This window comes from Oerskovia flava (genome assembly GCF_026163685.1).
GTDB classification, from domain to species: Bacteria; Actinomycetota; Actinomycetes; order Actinomycetales; family Cellulomonadaceae; genus Oerskovia_A; species Oerskovia_A flava.
Genome location: NZ_JAOXSR010000004.1, coordinates 289,212 through 307,658, shown reverse-complemented (window position 1 = coordinate 307,658; position 18,447 = coordinate 289,212). Strand labels below are relative to the sequence as shown.

Below are 18,447 nucleotides of genomic sequence, written 5' to 3'. Positions count from 1 at the left end.
CCACAACGATGACCACCAGACACCCGACGAGGGATATTGGCATTGACTATCAAGCACACTGTTGAGTTCTCAAACAACCGACACACACCGACTCAGACCCGCCCAGCGGACCCTCACTCGGGGCAACCCTGCTAACTTACCGGACCGCGCCCTCCGCGTCAACCCGCTTCCCGGAGGAAGCGCATCGTGCTGGGGATCGACCCGCACCGACGCAGAAGGACCAGACGCTCTCGCGCTGTTCGATCTTCGTGGTTTCCAGCCCCGGGACCAGCCACCCGCACCAGCTCGTGACGAGCTCTGCGGCGGTGTCTGTTCCTCCCTGTCGGGCTGACATCCAGAACATTACGCGGAGGTTTCCAGCAGGGTCAAGTCGTGTTCACGTGAGGGCCGCCACAGCGAGGTCGCAATAGGAGCGCGAGGTCGCGTCGGCTCCGAGCAGAAGGCCGCGAACCGGCCCTGACCTGCGGCGACACCCGGCTCAGCCAGGCGGCTCGCGATTCCCCCCGACGAACCGCAGCGCCACGCGGTCGCCGGGTCGTCGTTGGGCCGCTCGATCGGCCGACCGGCTCGTGAGGACCGCGATCACCGGGTAGCCGCCGGTCACCGGGTGGTCCGCGAGAAAGAGGACCGGTTGCCCGTCCGGCGGTACCTGGACGGCGCCGCGCACCAGTCCCTCCGAGGGGAGCTCTCGGGGCGAGCGCGGGACGGGCGGTCCGCTCAGTCGCAGCGCCACCCTGTTCGAGTCCGGCGACACCACGAACGTCGCACCCAGCGCGGCGAAGGCATCGCGCCCGAACCACTGGCCCCGTACCCCGGGCATCACCTCGAGCACCGTGGGCTCCCCCGGTCGCTCCCCGACGCGGCGGGTACCCACGGGATCGCGCACCGGGGCCACCTCGACGACCGGCACGTCCTCGGGCGGTTCCCCTACCCCGAGCACGGTCCCGGGCGCGAGCGGTGGCGGTCCGATGCCGGAGAGGACATCGGTGGACGACGAGCCGAGCACCTGCGGCACGCGCACCCCGCCCCGGAGCGCGACGTAGGTCCGCAGCCCCGCGGTCGGCAGGCCGATCCTCAGCTCGGCGCCTGCGGGAACGTCGAGCACCGCGTGCATCCCGACCGCCGTGCCGTCGACCGTCATCGGCGCAGGCGCGCCGGCGACCGCGACCGTGGCGCGCTGCCGGAACCGCAGGGCCAGTCCCCCGAACGTCAGCTCCAGTGCTGCCGCGCCGGCGGGGTTCGCGACCAGGCGGTTCGCGAGGTCGAAGGACGCGCGGTCCGCCGCCCCCGACCGGCTCACGCCCAGGGCCGCTCGACCCGGTCTGCCCGCGTCCTGCACGAGTGTGAGCATGCCTGGGGACAGCACCTCGAGCACCGCGTCCTCCGCGGTGCTCCGGTCACCCCGCTGTGGCACAGGAGACGACGCCGCCGGCGACGTGGACGCCGACACGGTCGCCGAGACCGCGGCCGGGACGGGCACGAACCGCACCCGCGCACCGGGCGGGACGAGGGCCGGGGGGTCACGGTCGACGTCGAACATGCTGAGCGACGTCCTGCCCAGCAGCTGCCAGCCTCCCGGGCTGGAGGCGGGGTAGACGGCCGTCAGGTCGCCGGCGAGCGCGACCGAGCCGGCCGGCACGGACGTGCGGGGGGTCGAGCGACGCGGCGCTGCGATCCTCGGGTCCACCCCTGTGAGATAGGTGAAGCCCGGCATAAAGCCGCTGAACGCCGCCCGGTACTCCTGCCCGCTGTGGCGTGCGACGACCTCGGCCACCGTCAGACCCGCCCAGGCCGCGACGTCGTGGAGGTCGGCGCCGTCGTAGACGACGGGGATCTCGACCACCGCGTCCGCCGCCTCGGCCCCTGACGCGACCTGTGCGCGCCCCGCGAGCGCCGCGCGGACGCGCTCCACCACCCGTACTCGGACGGCGCGGACGTCACCACCGTCGACGACGAGGAGCAGGACGGTGCGCGCGGCCGGCACGACGTCGGTCAGGTCCTCGACGGGGTCCCGCACCAGTGCGTCACGGACCGCCTGTACCTGCTCGAGACTCTCGAGGTCGACGAGGAGCGCCGCGTCGCCGAACGCGCGCACCCGCTCGTGGACGTCGTCGGGCGTCTCCCGCTCGCCGGTCCCGGCGCCCCGGCCGCTCGGGCCGCTCTCGTCCGCCGGGCTCACCGTGCTCCGGAGCCGATCCCGTGCGCGGGCGGCCCCGAGCGGTCGACGGCACGGTCGCTCGCGGGGTCGGTGACGAACGGCCGGACGAGGACACCGTTCTGCTCGAGCCTGCGGCGCACGGCCCCGAGCAGGCCCACCGCTCCAGGTGTGTCGGAGTGGACGCACACCGAGTCCGCGTCCACGCGCAGCAGGCTGCCGTCGACAGCGACGACGGTCCCCTCGGTCACCAGCGAGAGCACGCGGTCGGCGACCTGCTCGTCGTCGTGCAGGACCGCACCAGGCTCGGACCGCGGCACGAGCTCACCGGACGGCAGGTAGCCACGGTCGGCGAAGGCCTCGCGCACCACCGGAAGCCCGGCCGCCTCGGCGAGTACCAGCACTGCCGAACCGGGCAGCCCAACCACGGGGAGGCTGGGGTCGTACGCACGGATCGCGTCGACGACCGCCCTCGCCTGCACCTCGTGCCGGACGATCGCGTTGTACAGGGCTCCGTGCGGCTTGACGTAGCGCACGCGGTCCCCGGCAAGCCGTGCGAACCCGTCGAGAGCTGCGATCTGGTAGACGATGTCGTCGGTCAGCTCGCGCGCGGGCACCTCCATAAAACGGCGTCCGAATCCCGCGAGGTCTCGGTAGGCGACGTGCGCACCGACCCGCACCCCCTGACGGACCGCCCGGTCCGTGATCGTCCGCATCGTCGTGGAGTCCCCGGCGTGGAAGCCGCACGCGACGTTCGCGCTGGTCACGAGCCCTAGCAACCTCTCGTCGTCCACGAGCGTCCACCGCCCGTACCCCTCTCCGAGGTCGGCGTTCAGGTCGACGGTCGGGTCGGCCGCATGATCAGCCGCACGGTCGGCCGGCGGCGGTGCGGCGCGGTCTGCTGACGAGGTCACCATGCTCCTATCATCGCCGGTGGGACGCCCCTCACGTGTGCCGGCGGGGTAGATTCACGGACGTGATCCACGTACGCCCGGCCCGGCCCGACGATCCCGCGGCCCTGGCAGCTCTTGCGGCCGAGACGTTCCCGCTCGCCTGCCCGCCGGGGACGTCCGCGACCGAGATCGACGCGTTCCTCGCCGCGCACCTGTCCGTCGAGAGGTTCGCCGAGTACGTCACCGACCCGCGATACGCGGTGGTCGTCGCCGAGCACGAGGAGACCGTGCTCGACGACACCGTGCTCGGCGAAGGTACTGTTCCGGACCCGGGCATCCCCGCGGCGTACGCGCTGCTCGTGCTGAGCGGAGCCGTCGACCCGGACGTCGAGCGTGTCCTCACACGTCGCCCGGCGGCGTATCTCAGCAAGTTCTACGTGCGGCCCGGGCACCACGGCCGTGGGGTCGCGGCGGCCCTCATGGCGTCCACGCTCGAGGTCGCGGCCGAGCACGGCGCCGCAGGGCTCTGGCTGGGGGTGAACCGCCTCAACGCACGCGCGCAGCGCTTCTACGTCAAGAGCGGCTTCACCGTCGTCGGGCACAAGACGCAGCGGGTGGGCACGGACGTGCACCGTGACTTCGTCATGGAGCGACCGGTGGAGCCTGCCGTCGGTCAGTGATCGGCGTGACCGTCGCCCTCGGGCAGGTCGAGACCGCCATCACCCGGGTCGGTCGGGTGGACGGGGAGGAAGACGTGGACGTGGCCGCGGTCGCCCGCGATCGCCATGAGGTCCAGCTGGGTGGCGGCGACGGCCCACGTCTCCACCGCTCGGCCACGCAGGGACGCGGCCAGCTCGAGGAGTCTCTCCTGGTCCTCGCCCTCGGCCGTGCGCGCGAGGTCGAGCGCGTCGACGCTGTCGCCGAGCAGACCGAGCGAGACCGCCATGCCGTTGCGAACGATGTTGTGCTCGGACGAGCCCGTCGGCACCGCCTGCGTCTGCGCCACGAGGTCGTCCAGGAGCGCGGTCCAGCCGGTGATCTGCGCCTCGCGGACCTCGGCAGGCGAGGTGTCGTCCGTCGGGAGAACGGCGTGCAGCTCGTGCATGACCGGTGTCACCCGCTCCTGGGTGACGGTCGCGTGCTCGATGACGAGGCCGAGGTTCTCCTCGGCCCGGGCGACCTCCGCGGCCTCGAGCTCGGCGACGCGCTCGGCGACGCTGTTGGGCATGTCGTCCGACTCCGTGACCGGCTCGCCGCGTGTCGCCCAGAGGATCGCACCGATGACGACGGCCACGACCACGAGCGCGACGGCGGCCAGGACCCAGCGGCCGCGGCTCGAGAGGTTCCGCGGCCACCGAGGAGCGTCACCGCTCCCCGGTGACCGCGGAGCGGGGCGGCCGGCACCGCCCCGGTCTCGGGTGGGGCGGGCGGACGACCGGCCGGCGGGCGCCGACCGGCGTCCCGCCGGGTCTCGGGGTGCCGAGCCGTGGGGCTTCGTCTGCTGTCGCACGTCGTTGCTCCTCGGTGTCCGGGCCGTCGCCCGCCTCAACTTGCCTGAACTTGCTGGGACTTGCTGGGGCCGGTAGCCGCCCCCGCCGAGGCGGGGACGGCTACCGGTGTGCGGTCACCCGCAGGTGATCGCGGCGTAGCCCGCCTCGATGACCGAGGACAGCTCCTCACCGTCGCGCTCGGCCGACGCGGTGATCGTGACGGTACCCGCCTCGATCGCCGCCGCCCGCGTCGCGAACGACTGGTACGCAGACTTGCCCGGTGCGACCGCGGCGAACGTCCGCTCGCCGTAGGGCGTGCTCAGCGTGATCGACGCCGGGACGTCGTCCGTGTTGATCACGCGCACCGAGACGTACGCCCGCGTGCCGAGGCACTGGCTGCGGACCTCCGTCTCGACCGAGACGCCACCACCGGCCGCCGGCACCGAGAGCGTCAGCGTCTCGCCGACGTTCCCCGCCACGTCGACGGCGCGGTACGCGACCTCGACAGCTCCGGCACCCACGTCGAACGGCTCGTCGTACGTGAGCCACTCGCCGTCGGGGGTGTCCCCCTCGATCCGGTACTCGAGCCGTTCGAGCCCAGAGCCCGTGTCGTCACCCGTCAGGGTCACCGTGCGACCCGCGAGCTCCGCCGACGCCGTCGGTGCCACCGTGTCGAGCCGGACCACGTGCGTCACCTCCGTCGACACGTTGCCCGCCTCGTCCGTCGCACGGAACGCCAGCGTGTGCTCGCCGTCCTCGGAGACCGTCACCGGTCCCTCGTAGGGCTGCCACTCGCCGCCGTCCGTGCTGACCTCGATGGTCGGGCTCTCGGTCACGTCGTCGGTCGCGGTCGCGGTGACCTCGACCTCCTCGGTGCTCCACCCGGACTCCCCGGCCTCCGGCGACTGGCTCACCGACACCTCGGGTGCCTGCGTGTCGCCCTCGTCGGTCGTGAGACGGAACCAGTCGAACGCCACCGTGACCGGCGTCTCCTGCTCCGGTCCCACGGCGATGAGGCCGACAGAGGTGAGGTCGGCGTCGTGCGTGACCGGCTGGCCCAGTGACTGCCAGTTCACCCCGCCGTCGCTGACCCAGCCCTCGTAGGTGTCGCCGACCTTCGCCATCCGCAGGTACCAGTACCCGGACTCGGTCGAGTCGGCGATCTCGAGAGCGCGGTTGCCCCCGTTGCCGAACCCGCCGTTCTGCTCCGAGACGAGCTCGGCGCCCAGGTTCAGCGCCGCTCCCGGATCGTTCTTGGCGACGACGTCCAGCTTCACGTAGTCGTCGTCGTCCGCATAGGCGAGCAGGCCGGCGTACTGCCAGCGGTGCACCAGCGGTGCCTTGAACCGCGTCTCGGCAACCCAGTCGCCCTCGGGAGCATCCTGGAGGATGAAGTTCCGCGGGCTGATCGGGTTGTCGTTGTTGATGTCGCCCGGCTGGGTCGTGATCCGCAGCTCGCCGTCGGCGACCTCGACCTTCGACCCGTCCCAGCGCACCACGGCGTTCCAGCGGCAGCCGTCGAGGGCGTTGCCCTCGAACTCGTCGCTGGGCTCCCGCGTCCCGTCGTCGTCCCCGTCCTCGACGTCCGGCGTGATCCGGACGTGGTCGACGAGCGCCACGGTGTCCGGAGCGGCCGTGTCGCCCGCCGCCATGACACCGAAGGTCGCGTCGGCCTTGACCGGAGCCGAGCCCGCGAGCGCCGTCCACGCCTCGCCGTCCGGCGAGTAGGCCGCGGTGATGGCCGACCCGTCGGAGACGAGCCGCAGGTGGATCGCCGACGGGAAGTCGGTGGCGACGTTGGTCTGGCCGTGCCAGGTCCGCGTCCCTGCGGTCTCGGTCTGGAACTCGAGGAACCTGTTCCCGTTCTGGTTCTTCGTGAACGCGAGCTTCGTGTACTCGTCGTCGGTCGCGTGCACGAGGAGCCCGGCGTGCTGCCAGTGCCGGGTGAGCGGGACGTCGATCAGGGTCTCGATGGTCCACTCGCCGTCCGGGACGGGCTGCCCCAGGTAGCTGATCGGACCAGGTTCGCCCTCGTTGATGTCGCCCTGGACCACGGGGAGCACGGCGTTGCCGTCCTCGACCGTGATCGGCTGGCCGTCGCCCTCGCGGACGACCGTCCAGCGAGAGTCGACCTCGTCGCCGTCGAACTCGTCGGACCGCGGCGCGAGGCACTGCGGGGGTTCGCCCCCGCCGGGCTCGCCCGGGCCGGCCGGGTCGTCGTCGAACACGAAGTCCTGGAACTCCACGGCGCTCGTGGCCGTGGCGTGGTGGGCGGTGACGAAGAGACCCACGTCCTGGACGGACGCCGCACCCGGCAGGGCCTGCGGCTCGCCGATCTGCGTGAAGTTCGTCCCGTCCTTGCTCCAGGAGGCCGTGTAGAGGTCACCGTCCCGCTCGATCCGGACCCAGGCGGGGTAGCTCGTCGTGCTGGCAGCCGTGGACGCCGAGAGCTGTCCGTTCGCGCCGGCCCGCAGCCACTCGAAACCACCGCTCGGGCGGATGCCCAGCGCGGCGTATCCCGGGGAGTTCCCCGTCTGCGTGACGTCGTTGCGGACGATGATCCCGGCCTTGGCGGACCCGTGCGAGTTGCCCTGGCTGTTGATCTTCACGGTCGCCGACCAGTTCTCGTCGGCTCCCTGCTCGCGGTAGATCGTCGAGTACTGGTTGACGCCCTGCCACATGTTCGTGCCGCCGGAGGTGATGACGAACCTGCCCTCCGCGAGCTGCTCGAACGAGCCGTTCGCGTTGGTGAAGGTCTTCATCCCGCCGAAGAGGTCTCCGACCTGCGCCTGGACCACGCGGGACGTGGTCGTGAGGCCCTGGTCGTTGGTCGCGACCGCGGTCAGCGCGTAATAGCCGTCCGCGTCGACCTCCCACTCGGCGGTGAAGGGCGCCTCGTCGTCGACGCCGAGGGACGTACCGTCGACGAAGAACTCGACCTCGGTCACCGTGTTCTCGGCGTCGGTGGCCTCGGCCACGACCTCGATGGTGCCCTGCTCGAGCTCGTCGCCCGCCGCGGGTGCGGTGATGGCGACCTCGGGGCGCGACGTCGGCGAGTTGCCCTTGCCGTTCGCCTCGATGAAGTTGACCCGCCGTTCGCCGGCTCCGGGGAGCACGACGTACAGGGTGAAGGTCTCCCCCGGGTCGGTGACGTCGACGCGCACGTCCGTGAAGTTGCCGAGCCCCGTCGCCGGTACCTCGGCGGTACCGAGGAGCTCGCCGTCCGGCGCGTCGCGCCGCAGCTCGACGGTGCCGGCAGCAGCAGCGGCGACACGCACGGTGAGCGCGTCGATCTGGTAGAGGTTGAACGGCTCGTACGAGGCCCAGGCGCCGTCGGCGCCCGCGATCACGGAACCGCCGCCCTCGACGTCCCGGCTCGGCGACGTCGTCGTGCCCTCGGTCGCGCTGTGGAACTCGGCCTCGCGCTTCTTGCCGAACACGAGCGACGTGTCCGACCCGGTGAGGGCGGGCGTGCCGTCCTCACCACCCGAGTCGGTGTACCGGCCGTCGAGGACGTAGAACACGTTCATGCCCTCGCCGTGCCCGCCGCCCAGGCTGGTCGCGACCGAGCCCGTGCGTCCGGTCAACGGCTCGGACGGGTGCGCGTGCTCGTCGTGCCCGAGTGCGGGCTGGATGATGACGTCGGCATCGTCGATGCCTTCGCCGTCGGGCGCGTCCTCGGCGTCGGTCACCTCGAGGTCCCAGGTGATCTCGTCGCCGAAGTCGAAGAACGACCCGTTCGGCGGCAGGTTGAAGTCCACCTCGGGGCGGGTGTTGCCGACCGTGATCGGCACGGTGGCGGTCCCGACCTTGCCGGCGGGGTCCGTCACGGTGAGCCGGGCGTCGTAGACGCCGTTGCTCGTGTAGGTGTACGTCGGTGAGACCTCGGTCGAGTCCGTGGTGCCGTCACCGTCGAAGTCCCACGCGTACTCGAGGTCCTCCCCCTCGGGGTCGGTGCTCTCCGAGCCGTCGAAGCTCACCTCGAGCGGCGCCGTGCCGGAGTCGGGGGTCGCCGACACCTCGGCGACGGGTGAGCGCGAGCCCGAGACGTAGTCGATCCGGTGCAGACCGGAGTTCGGGTTGTCCCGGCCGAAGCCGCCGCCCCAGTCGAGGACGTACATCGCGCCGTCGGGCCCGAACTTCGAGTCGATCGGGGCGAGGAACTGCTCGCTCGGGAGGAACGGGTTGACCTTCTCCACGTCGGTGACGCCAGGTGCGGCGCCGCCGTCCACGAGGTCGATCGAGTACATCTTGTTGCGCGCCCACTCGTAGAAGAAGGGCTTGCCGTCGTAGTACTCGGGGAACTTGACGTCGGACTCGAGCTCCGGGTCGAACTGGTAGAACGGGCCGCCCATGGGGGCGAGGCCGCCGCCTGCCGGGATGACACCCGGCACCGACGAGCGCTGGTAGCCGTACCACATGTCCGCCGGCTGGGCCGGGGGCAGCTCGGTGAGGCCGGTGTTGCGCACGGAGTCGTTCACGGGGTTGTCGCAGTCGAAGAACGCACCCACGGTGACCGGGCTCGTGCGGTAGTCGACATCACGGAACGGCTCGTTGTTGCCCATGCACAGCGGCCAGCCGAAGAACCCGGGCTCCTTGACGAGGTTCCACTCCGAGATACCTGCGGGGCCTCGGTTGTTCGGGTTGTCCGAACCGTTGTCGGGTGAGTAGTCGGCGACGCCCAGGTTGCCCGTGCGCTCGTCGATCGTGAACCGGAACGGGTTCCGGAAGCCCATCGCGTAGATCTCCGGCAGCGTCTTGTCCGTGCCCGGGGCGAACAGGTTGCCCTCGGGGATGGAGTACGTGCCGTCGGGCTCGGGGTGGATGCGCAGGATCTTGCCGCGCAGGTCGTTCGTGTTCGCGGACGTCTCGCGGGCGTCGTGGAACGTCCCGTTCCGCTCGGAGATCGGCGCGTAGCCGCCCGAGGGCTCGGAGTGCGGGTTCACGTCGTCACCGATGCCGAGGTACAGGTCACCCGTCGCGTGGTCCATGATCAGACCGCCGCCCGTGTGGCCCGGCTCGTCCGGCAGCCGTCGCGCGGGGATCTCCATGAGGACGACCTCGGAGTCCGGCTCGATGAGCGTGGCGCCAGGACCGTTCGAGGTGACCGTGAAGCGCGAGAGCCGGCTGAAGAAGTTCGCCGGGTCGGAGTCGTTCGAGCTCGCCTGCGAGTAGTACTGGTAGAGGAACCCGTTCTCCTCGAAGTCGCGGTCGAGCGCGATCCCGAGCAGTCCGTCCTCACCACCCGAGTAGACCGGGATGGTGATCGCGGTGCTCGTGCTCTGCGTGCGCGGGTCGTAGACGCGGATCTGCCCGCGGACCAGCTCGGTGTAGAACACGCGACCGTCCGGTGCCACGTCCATCGCGAACGGCGCGCTCGTGTTGGTGTCGAGCGCGACCTTCTCGAACTGGCCCCAGTCGGTGCCGCCGCAGTCACCCTCCACCAGTCCGGCTGCCCACTGCACACCGCCGACGATGTGCTGCACGAACTCCGGCTCCTGCGTGTAGTGCGCGCCGAAGTGGCCCATGCCGGTCATCCAGGAACGACCGCCGTCGTACGGCTTGCACCACGAGATCGGGTGGTCGTAGCCCATGGCGTTGCCGCCGGCGGCGTAGGTGGTCTCGTCCATGGTCGCGAGCACGTGCGCGGTGCCGCGGACGTTCGCGGAGAAGTTGTACCACTCGTCGGCGCGGTCCCACCGCTGCTCGAGGTGCTCGGTCGACGGGTGCGTACGGTCCTCGACCCGGACCGTGCCAGGCAGGCCCGGGCTGTTGCCGGTCGCGGCGTGACCGGGCATCAGCGCGCCGATCATGGTGTCCCACCAGTCGTAGCTGCCGCGCATGTCCGTGGCGTTGTGGATGGCGACGATGCCACCCCCGGCCTGCTGGTAGCGCTCGAGGGCAGCCTTCTCGTCGGCGTTCCACGGGTCGCCCGAGGTCTGGAACATGACCAGGGCGTCGTACTCTGCGAGGTCCTCGTCGTTGAAGACCGTCGAGTCCTCGGTGTGGTCGGACGCGATGCCGACCTCCGCGAACGCCGACTCGAGCACCGGGGTGCCCTGCGTGATCGCCTCGGTGTGCCGGAACTGGGTCGTCTTGGTGAAGATGAGGACCTTGTGTTCCTCACCGGCCTCGTGCGGGCCGTCGTGCGCGGAAGCCATCGTCATGGGCGCGAGCGTGAACGCGAGCGCTCCGATGGTCAGCGCAGCGACGAATCTCCCCCTACGGGGACGTCGTGCAGTCATCGTGGTGCCTCCAGGGCATTTTCGACGTGCGGGTCCGCGCGGTTCTTGCCGTGCGGTCGAGTGGTCGTCACCCCGCGGCGTGCCGGCGCCAGCGGTGGATTCGCTGCTGCTACGTCAGCTGGGCATCAGTCCTCTCAAGAAGGCCAGGCCGTCGGTGGCGATGGCGTCCTGCGTGCGGGCCAGCGGGCGCCAGATGGAGGCGGCCGTGGCGATCGTGGCGTTGTCGGCGGTGAAGGACTCGATGACGAGCGGGCCGTCGTACCCGGCGTCGTCGAGGGCGCCGAGCAGCGCGGGCCAGTCGAGATGGTCGGTGCCAGGGGCTCCACGGTCGTTGCCGCAGACCTGGACGTGCGCGATGCGGTCGCCCGCGCGCGCGATCGCGGCCTGCAGGTCCGTCTCCTCGATGTTCATGTGGTAGACGTCGAGCATCAGCCCGACCCCGTCCTCGGGAAGGCGGCGGACGACCTCGAGCGCTTGGTCGACCGTGTTGACCAGGCTCGTCTCGTAGCGGTTGAGGGGCTCGATCCCGACGGTGATGCCCGCGCCCCGGGCGTGCTCGACCACCGGTCCCAGGTGGTCCGCCAGCTCGTCGTACGCGGCCTCCCGCTCGACGGGGTCCAGCCGCCAGGTGCGGCCGACCGAGGCGTAGGCCGGCCCTCCGATCACGCGCGCCCCGATGGCGTGGGCGGCATCGACCACGCGCCGCAGATAGTCCTGCGTGGCGGACACGGTGGACGGGTCGGTCGCGACGAGCTCACGGCCGGGACCCATGACGAGAGACACGCTCGCCCCCAGCCCGTGGTCGGCCAGGACGGCGGCGGCGTGCCGCGGGTCCCAGTCGTCGACGGACTCCACCGGGAGCTCCAGGACGTCGAAACCCCAGCCGGCGACGCGCGCCGCGATCTCCTCGAGGGAGCGGTCCGTCAGCGGTGACGTCCAGACCCAGGTGTTGACGCCGATCGGGCGGGCGTGCGGACGGGTACGAGCCACGGTGCTCTCTTTCGTCGTGTGCTGCAGTGCTTCTCGGGGTGCTGCTCGGGCTGCCCGACGTCGGCACGCACCCGGGTGCGTGCCGACGTCGGGCGGGGTCGGATCAGCGGTCGGTCCAGGCCTCCGGGTAGCCCGGCAGGTCCTCGCCACCGAACTTGGCGTAGTGCAGGCTCGGCATGTCCGCGTTCTCCTCGAGGTACGCGTCGAGCTCGTCGGCCTCGATCGGGTCCTGCGGCAGGACCCACTCGCTCGGGACCTCCTCGCCGTTCCAGATCATCTGCGCCGCGAGGATCGGGGTGCGCCACTGGAAGTTCGAGTAGACCGCACCGATCGCGGTCATCTCGGTGTCCTGCCACTTGCGCAGGAAGCTCATCTCGTCCTCACCCATGAAGACCGGGTACGGCTGGCCTGCGTCCTCGAACGCCTCGACGGCGGCGACGGAACCGTCACCGGCATCCATCCAGATGCCGTCGACCGGTCCGCGCTGCAGGTACTGCGTCACGATGTCCTTGATCTGGGCGGCATCGCCACCGGTGAACTCCTGGCCCACGACCTCGAGGCCGGACTCCGAGAAGATCTTGTCGGCTGCGGCCCAGCGGTTCTCGAGCACGTCCACGCCGGGCAGGATACGCAGCGCGAGGACCGTGGATCCCTCGTCGAGGTTCTCCGTGAGGAACTCGGCGCCGTCCGCACCGTAGGCGTAGCCGCCGATCGGGTGGATGAAGGTCACCATGCAGTCGGTGTTGACACCACGGTCGAAGACGATGACGGGCTTGCCGCTCTCGCACGCCGCCTCGACGGCCGGGGTGAGCGTCGCGGTGGTGGACGGCGAGACGATGATCGCGTCGCAGTCACCCGCCTCGACGAACGCCTGGATGTCGGAGATCTGCTTGTTGTCGTCGTCGGCGGCGTCGGAGACGCGGAACTCCCCGATGACACCCTCGGCCTCGAGGACCTCGACCTGCTGCTGCATCGTGATCCAGCCGGTCACGCGCCACGGGTTGGAGACCGAGGCGTTCGAGAAGCAGAGCACCTTGTCGCCGCCCTCGCTGGCGAACTCGCTCGTGTCGACGAACTCGGGCTCGATCGCCTGGAGCCACGGCTGGTCGGCCGGCCCCTCGGGGGCGATGTCGCGCTGAGCCAGCTCGCGGTCGAAGTCGGCCTGGACGAACCAGTCGCTGTTGGCGCCGGAGTCGTCCGAGCCCTCGGCCTCCGCCGTCTCCTCGGCGGTGGTCTCCGTCCCCTCGGGGGCGGTCTCGGTGGGCGTGTCCGTGGTGCACGCTGCGGTGAACATCAGGGCCGCGGTGGCGGCACCCGCCAGTAGAGCTCGAGAGCGTCGCATGTTCCTTCTCCTGTGGTTGAGACGTCGTCGTCCCGCTCCCCGCATCTGTGCGGCGAGCGATCCTGCGTAGTGGGGTGATGGACAGGTCGTGCGGTGAGGCGTGGGTGGTCGGGATGGTCGGCGGTCGGGACGGTCAGGTCGCTGCGGGCTCCTTCGGTCTCGACGGCGGGTCGACAGGGCTCGAGGGCTCGGCGGAGCTCGGCGGCTCAGCCGTTGCCCGCCGGCGCGGGCGGCGCGGGACCGCGGCATAGGCGACGGCCGCGATGATGATGACGCCCTGGACGGCGGGACGGATCGTGGACGGCAGGCTCAGCTGGTTGAACAGCGTGAACAGCGCCTCGAGGGTGAGCGCACCGGCCATCGCGGCGACGACCGACCCGCGGCCACCACCGAGGACCACTCCGCCGAGGACGACCGCGGTGATCGCCACGAACTCCAGACCCTGCCCGACCTGGGCGGTCACACCGGCGTACCCACCGATAAGGACGGCGGCGACGGTCGCCATCAAGCCCGAGAGGAGGAAGGCACGGGTCCGGACCCACCAGACGGGAGCTCCGGAGAACGCCGCGGCCACGTCGTTGTTGCCCGTCGCCATGAGCGTGCGTCCGTACGGACGGCGCATGAGCAGCGCCGCGAGGACACCGAGCACGACGACGATCAGCAGCGCGTAGGGCACCTGGAACTCGCCCGGCGACCCGAACAGCCCGCCACGCCCCCACTGGCGGAAGCCCTCGGTGAGCGCGCCGGTCGGCGCCCCGCCGGTCCAGAGCCGAATCGCACCGTACAGGACGAGCATCATGCCGAGCGTGGTGATGAACGACGGCACCTTGAGCAGCGTCGTGACGAGCCCGTTGACCAGGCCCACGGCCAGACCGAAGAGGAGCATGATGCCCATGACCGGCCAGGTCATGGAGTCCTCGCCGTCCATCAGCCGGGCGGCGATGACGACCTGGGCGCCGACGAGGGAGCCCACCGACAGGTCGAACTCGCCCGAGACGATGACGAAGTACTGCCCGATCGCCAGAATGATCAGCGGCGCCGCCTTCTTCACGAACGCCATGAGCGACATGGGCTCGCCGAACGACGGGTTCATCACGAGGATGCCGACGAAGACGACGATCAGCAGAGCGTAGACCGTCCAGCTGCTGCTGGCGGTGATCCGCTCGAGGAGGCGGGGGCGCTCAGCCCGCGCCGTCGCTGCGCTCGTGCTCATGCGGATGCACCTCCGGTCGCCGGGCCGCTGGTCCCGGTGGGCGCCGAGGGCGCGGCTCTGCGCCCCGGCAGGAATCTCGCCCGGCTGCTCGCCGGGTCGATCTGACGGCGGGCGTACAGCGCGACGGCGGCGATGATGATCGCCCCGCGCAGCACGTCCTTGAAGAACGGGTTGATGTCGAGGACGTTGAAGGTCGTGTCGAGGACCGCGAGGATGGCCACTCCGCCCACGGTGCCGGCGACCGACCCCCGGCCGCCCAGGAGCAGCGTGCCTCCGAGGACGACGGCCGCGATCGAGTCGAGGTCGAGCCCGTAGGAGTACACGAGCGCGTTGCCGGTGCTGAACCGGGCGGCGATGAGCAGTCCGGCGACTCCGGCGCACAGCGAGCACAAGACGTGTGCGAGGACGATCGACCGACCCGTGCGGATGCCCGACAGCCGCGCGACGTCGACGTTCCCACCGACCGCGAACATGTGATAGCCGGAGCGTGTGCGGGTGAGCAGGACGACACCGAGGACGGCGACGGCGACCATGACGATCGTGGAGACCGGGACCGGACCGATCCGGGTGTAGCCAAAGCCCTGGAACGAAGCCGGCACGCTCCCGGCGGGTCCCTTGAACTGCGTGTCGAGATAGCCCTTGATGATGAGACCGACACCCAGCGTCGCGATGAAGGGATTGACCCGTAGCCGGGAGATCACCAGTCCGTTGACCAGCCCTACACCGGCGGCCACCGCGAGCGCCGCGACGACACCGAGCCAGACCCGGTTCGGGTCGCCCGCCATCGTGGTGGCGCCGACGATCGAGCACAGCGCGACGACGTAGCCGACCGACAGGTCGAGCGACCGGCACAGGATGACGAAGGTCTGCCCGATCGCGACGAAGCCCAGCAGGCTCGTCTGGGTGAGCATGTACGCGACGGTCGACTGGCTGAAGAAGTTGCCGCCCCGGAGGCCGACGAGCACGACCGAGATCAGCAGGATGCCCACGAGCGCGAGATACACGATCCCGGTCGAGCCGAGCCTGCGTCGGCGGCGTACCGACGACGGCGGTGCGCCGGCCGCAGGCGGGGCGGTGGTGACCGCGGTGCTCATCGTTCCTCCTGCTGTACGGGACGGTCGGCGGGCTGCCCGCCGGGGCGGTGCGCGGCATCGGACGCACCGGGGAGCGCGGCGAGCGCCTCCGGGTGCTCCGCGAGGACGGAGAGGTCGACCGCGACGTGCTCGGCGGACTCCTCGCCCGCCCCGGTGGCCAGGGACATGACGGTCTCCTCGTCGCTGCCGGCGGGGAGCTCACCGGCGAGCCGGCCGTCACGCATCACGAGGATGCGGTCGGCCATGGCCACCACCTCGGGAAGCTCCGAGGAGATGAGGAGCACCGCGACGCCGTCGGCCGTCAGCTCGCGCATGAGGTCGTAGACGGCGCGCTTGGCACCGACGTCGATCCCCCGGGTGGGTTCGTCGAGCACGATCACGTCCGGGTCCGTGACCAGCCACTTCGCCAGGACGACCTTCTGCTGGTTGCCGCCCGAGAGGTACTGCACCTCGGTCTCGGCGGAGCGCGCGACCAGGTCCAGGGAGGACAGGATCCCGGGGATCCGGCGTGCCCGGCTCCCCGAGGTCCGTGGCGTCACGGAGTCGAGCACGAGGCGGGCGTTCGCGAGGATCGACTGACCGAGCGCGAGGCCCTCGGCCTTGCGGTCCTCGGTGACGAGGGCGAGGCCGGCCCGGACGGCCTGGCGGGCGGACGTGAGGGTGTGCTCCGTGCCGTCGATGAGCACCCGGCCGCGGCTGAAGGGCGCGATGCCGAAGATGCCGTGGGCGATCTCGGTCCGCCCTGAACCCTGCAGGCCGGCGAGCGCCACGATCTCCCCCGACCGGACCTCGAGCGTGACGTCGTCCACCTGGGTGTTGCCCACGCCCTGCAGCGCGAGGCGCACCTCGCCCGGCACCGTCGTGGGGTCCTTCTCCGGGAAGTACCCCGAGAACTCGCGCCCGACCATGGTGCGGACGAGCTGGTCCGGCGTGATGTCCGCCGTCGCGGTGGTGATGACCTGGTTGCCGTCCTTGAGCACCGTGATGGTGTCGCAGAGGTCGAAGATCTCCTTGAGCCGGTGCGAGACGTAGAGGATGGCCACGCCGCGCTCCTTGAGCCGACGCACCAGCTCGTAGAGGAGCTCGACCTCCTGGTCGGCGAGCGCCGCCGTCGGCTCGTCCATCGAGATGATCCGGGCGTCGTAGGACACTGCCTTGACGATCTCGACGATCTGCTGCTCGGCGACCGAGAGGGAGCCGACCCGCATCCACGGCGAGATGCCGACGAGGCCGAGCTCGGTGAGCAGCTCGGAAGTGTCCCGATCCATCCGGGCGGCGTCGACGAGGCCGAAGCGCCGCGGCTCGCGCCCGAGGTACACGTTCTCGGCGACGGTCCGCTCCGGCAGCAGGTTGAACTCCTGGAAGACCGTGGAGACACCGACGACCTGGGCCGCGAGCGGCGAGGTGAAGGTCGCCGGGGCGTCGTCCAGCGTCATGGTTCCGGCGTCGGGACGGTGGACCCCCGCGATGATCTTCATGAGGGTGGACTTGCCGGCGCCGTTCTCCCCGACCAGGGCGTGCACCTCGCCCGGTCGGACGTCGAGGTCGATGCCGCGCAGGACGGAGTTACCGAAGAACTCCTTGCCGATCCCGCGCAGCCGCAGGATCGGCTCGACCACGGGGGTCGACGGTCGGGAGGTGCTCGTGGTGGTCATGCGTCGATCTCCACCCAGGTGCCGGTGCGCGCGGAACGGGCGACGGCCTCGGCGAGGCGGGCGGCGCGCAGCCCGTCGTCGAAGGTGGGCAGACCGTCGGGGACGCGACCGGCGATGGCCGCCGCGGTGTCGGCGACCAGCGCGTCGAAGCACTCCTGGTAGCCCTGAGCGTGGCCGGCGGGCAGCCGGGAGTAGCGTGCCGCGGCGCTGGAGAGGCTCTCGGGGTCGCGGACGAGGACGCGGCTGGCGTCGCGGCGCCCTTCCCAGAGGAGCTCGGGCTGCTCCTGGTCGAACGAGAGCGTCGACCTGCTGCCCGAGATCTCGAGGTAGAGGCGGTTCTTGCGCCCCGCCGAGACCTGGCTGATGACCGCCGTGCCGAGAGCGCCGGCGTCGGTCGCGTACTGGAGCGTGACGGCGTCCTCGGTACGGACGCGGTGCTGTCCGCCCTGGGCGTCGCCCCGCAACGGGTTGACCGTCGTCTGCTGCGCGACGAGCCGCACGATCCGCTGGCCCGTCGTGAACTCGAGCAGGTCGCAGAAGTGGGACCCGATGTCCCCGAAGGCGCGGCTCGCGCCCCCGAGCGCCGGATCGACGCGCCAGTTGTCGTCGGAGGCGTTGAGCAGCCAGTCCTGCAGGTACGAGCCGTGGACGAGCGAGACCGTCCCGACCGCCCCGTTGCGCACCAGCTCGCGGGCCTCGCGCACCATCGGGTGGAAGCGGTAGGCGAAGGGGACGACGGTGACCCGGCCGTCGGTCTCACGGGCGGCGTCGGCCAGCTCCGCGAGGCGGACGGCGCCCTCGACGTCGGTGGCGAGCGGCTTCTCGCAGACCACGTGCTTGCCGGCGCGCAGCGCGGCCTCCGCGAGCGGCACGTGCAGGTAGTTGGGGGTGCAGATGTGCACCACGTCGACGTCGGGGTCGTCGATGAGCGACTGGGGGTCCGGGGCGGCTGCCGCGGCACCGAGCTGCGCGGCGCCCTCCCGAGCACCTGCGGCGTCGGAGCCCGCGACCGCGACGACGGCGCCGCCCGACGCGCGGACCGCACGTGCGTGCACCCCACCCATGAAGCCCGTACCGATGATCCCCGCGTGGTACCCGGCGGCCGGCAGACGGCTCGACGGCGCACCGTCAGGGTCGACCGCACCTGTGGGCGCGGACCCCGCGGCACCTCCCGGCCCGTGGGCGAGGGCGGTTGCCGCCCTCGGGGTACGCAGATCTTGCTCGACGTCATCGGCTCGCATGCGACACACAGTACGAGCGACTTTTGTCGACTGTCAAGCAAAAGCCAGAACTTCATCGTCACGTTCTGGTAACGCACATTTCCGAAGCCTGGATCGGGAACGCCGCACGCCCGTGACCAGCGCAATCAC

11 protein-coding genes are annotated in these 18,447 nt (G+C 71.0%); 1 reads left to right on the top strand and 10 read right to left on the bottom strand.

Features of this window, described 5'->3' with window-relative positions:
• Positions 1-478 precede the first annotated feature (478 nt).
• Together pxpB and OHL10_RS09635 are read right to left on the bottom strand one after the other, a co-directional pair.
• Positions 479-2,179, bottom strand: a complete 1,701-nt coding sequence (gene pxpB, locus OHL10_RS09640) for a 5-oxoprolinase subunit PxpB (RefSeq protein WP_265521978.1) — start codon at positions 2,177-2,179, stop codon at positions 479-481.
• Entirely contained in the window at positions 2,176-3,072 is an 897-nt protein-coding gene (locus tag OHL10_RS09635) for a LamB/YcsF family protein (protein ID WP_265521977.1), read from the bottom strand. The genes pxpB and OHL10_RS09635 overlap by 4 nt, the downstream gene beginning before the upstream one ends.
• Positions 3,073-3,131: 59 nt before the next feature.
• Here OHL10_RS09635 and OHL10_RS09630 point away from each other — a divergent pair, with 59 nt between their 5' ends.
• Entirely contained in the window at positions 3,132-3,728 is a 597-nt protein-coding gene (locus tag OHL10_RS09630; protein ID WP_265521976.1) for a GNAT family N-acetyltransferase, read from the top strand.
• On the opposite strand, the gene OHL10_RS09625 is transcribed toward OHL10_RS09630, so the two are convergent.
• The 8 genes from OHL10_RS09625 to OHL10_RS09590 form a co-directional block, all read right to left on the bottom strand.
• Positions 3,722-4,558, bottom strand: a complete 837-nt coding sequence (locus OHL10_RS09625; RefSeq protein WP_265521975.1) for a hypothetical protein — start codon at positions 4,556-4,558, stop codon at positions 3,722-3,724. The genes OHL10_RS09630 and OHL10_RS09625 overlap by 7 nt on opposite strands.
• Positions 4,559-4,672: 114 nt before the next feature.
• A complete protein-coding gene (locus OHL10_RS09620; protein WP_265521974.1) occupies positions 4,673-10,705 on the bottom strand; it encodes a ThuA domain-containing protein in 6,033 nt (2,010 codons plus the stop codon).
• 192 nt (positions 10,706-10,897) lie between these two features.
• A complete protein-coding gene (locus tag OHL10_RS09615; RefSeq protein WP_265521973.1) occupies positions 10,898-11,773 on the bottom strand; it encodes a sugar phosphate isomerase/epimerase family protein in 876 nt (291 codons plus the stop codon).
• A 103-nt stretch (positions 11,774-11,876) separates the two neighbouring features.
• A complete protein-coding gene (locus tag OHL10_RS09610) occupies positions 11,877-13,115 on the bottom strand; it encodes a substrate-binding domain-containing protein (RefSeq protein WP_265521972.1) in 1,239 nt (412 codons plus the stop codon).
• A 133-nt stretch (positions 13,116-13,248) separates the two neighbouring features.
• Positions 13,249-14,328 carry an ABC transporter permease gene (locus OHL10_RS09605; RefSeq protein WP_265521971.1) on the bottom strand — a complete coding sequence of 360 codons (1,080 nt, stop codon included), beginning with the start codon at positions 14,326-14,328 and terminating at the stop codon, positions 13,249-13,251.
• Positions 14,325-15,422: an ABC transporter permease gene (locus OHL10_RS09600; RefSeq protein ID WP_265521970.1), complete on the bottom strand. Its 1,098-nt coding sequence runs from the start codon at positions 15,420-15,422 to the stop codon at positions 14,325-14,327. Before OHL10_RS09600 ends, OHL10_RS09605 begins: the two co-directional genes overlap by 4 nt.
• Positions 15,419-17,077, bottom strand: coding sequence for a sugar ABC transporter ATP-binding protein (locus tag OHL10_RS09595; protein ID WP_265521969.1), 1,659 nt, complete (start codon positions 17,075-17,077; stop codon positions 15,419-15,421). The genes OHL10_RS09600 and OHL10_RS09595 overlap by 4 nt, the downstream gene beginning before the upstream one ends.
• Positions 17,074-18,318 (bottom strand): Gfo/Idh/MocA family protein, encoded by a 1,245-nt coding sequence (locus tag OHL10_RS09590; RefSeq protein WP_265521968.1) that lies wholly within the window; start codon positions 18,316-18,318, stop codon positions 17,074-17,076. The genes OHL10_RS09595 and OHL10_RS09590 overlap by 4 nt, the downstream gene beginning before the upstream one ends.
• Between the last annotated feature and the right edge of the window lie 129 nt (positions 18,319-18,447).

Coding starts and splice junctions, on each gene's coding strand:
- OHL10_RS09595 (WP_265521969.1), bottom strand. CDS start 17,077: ATGACCACCACGAGCACCTCCCGACCGTCGACCCCCGTGGTCGAGCCG.
- OHL10_RS09635 (WP_265521977.1), bottom strand. CDS start 3,072: ATGGTGACCTCGTCAGCAGACCGCGCCGCACCGCCGCCGGCCGACCGT.
- OHL10_RS09600 (WP_265521970.1), bottom strand. CDS start 15,422: ATGAGCACCGCGGTCACCACCGCCCCGCCTGCGGCCGGCGCACCGCCG.
- OHL10_RS09620 (WP_265521974.1), bottom strand. CDS start 10,705: ATGACGATGGCTTCCGCGCACGACGGCCCGCACGAGGCCGGTGAGGAA.
- OHL10_RS09610 (WP_265521972.1), bottom strand. CDS start 13,115: ATGCGACGCTCTCGAGCTCTACTGGCGGGTGCCGCCACCGCGGCCCTG.
- OHL10_RS09605 (WP_265521971.1), bottom strand. CDS start 14,328: ATGAGCACGAGCGCAGCGACGGCGCGGGCTGAGCGCCCCCGCCTCCTC.
- OHL10_RS09590 (WP_265521968.1), bottom strand. CDS start 18,318: ATGCGAGCCGATGACGTCGAGCAAGATCTGCGTACCCCGAGGGCGGCA.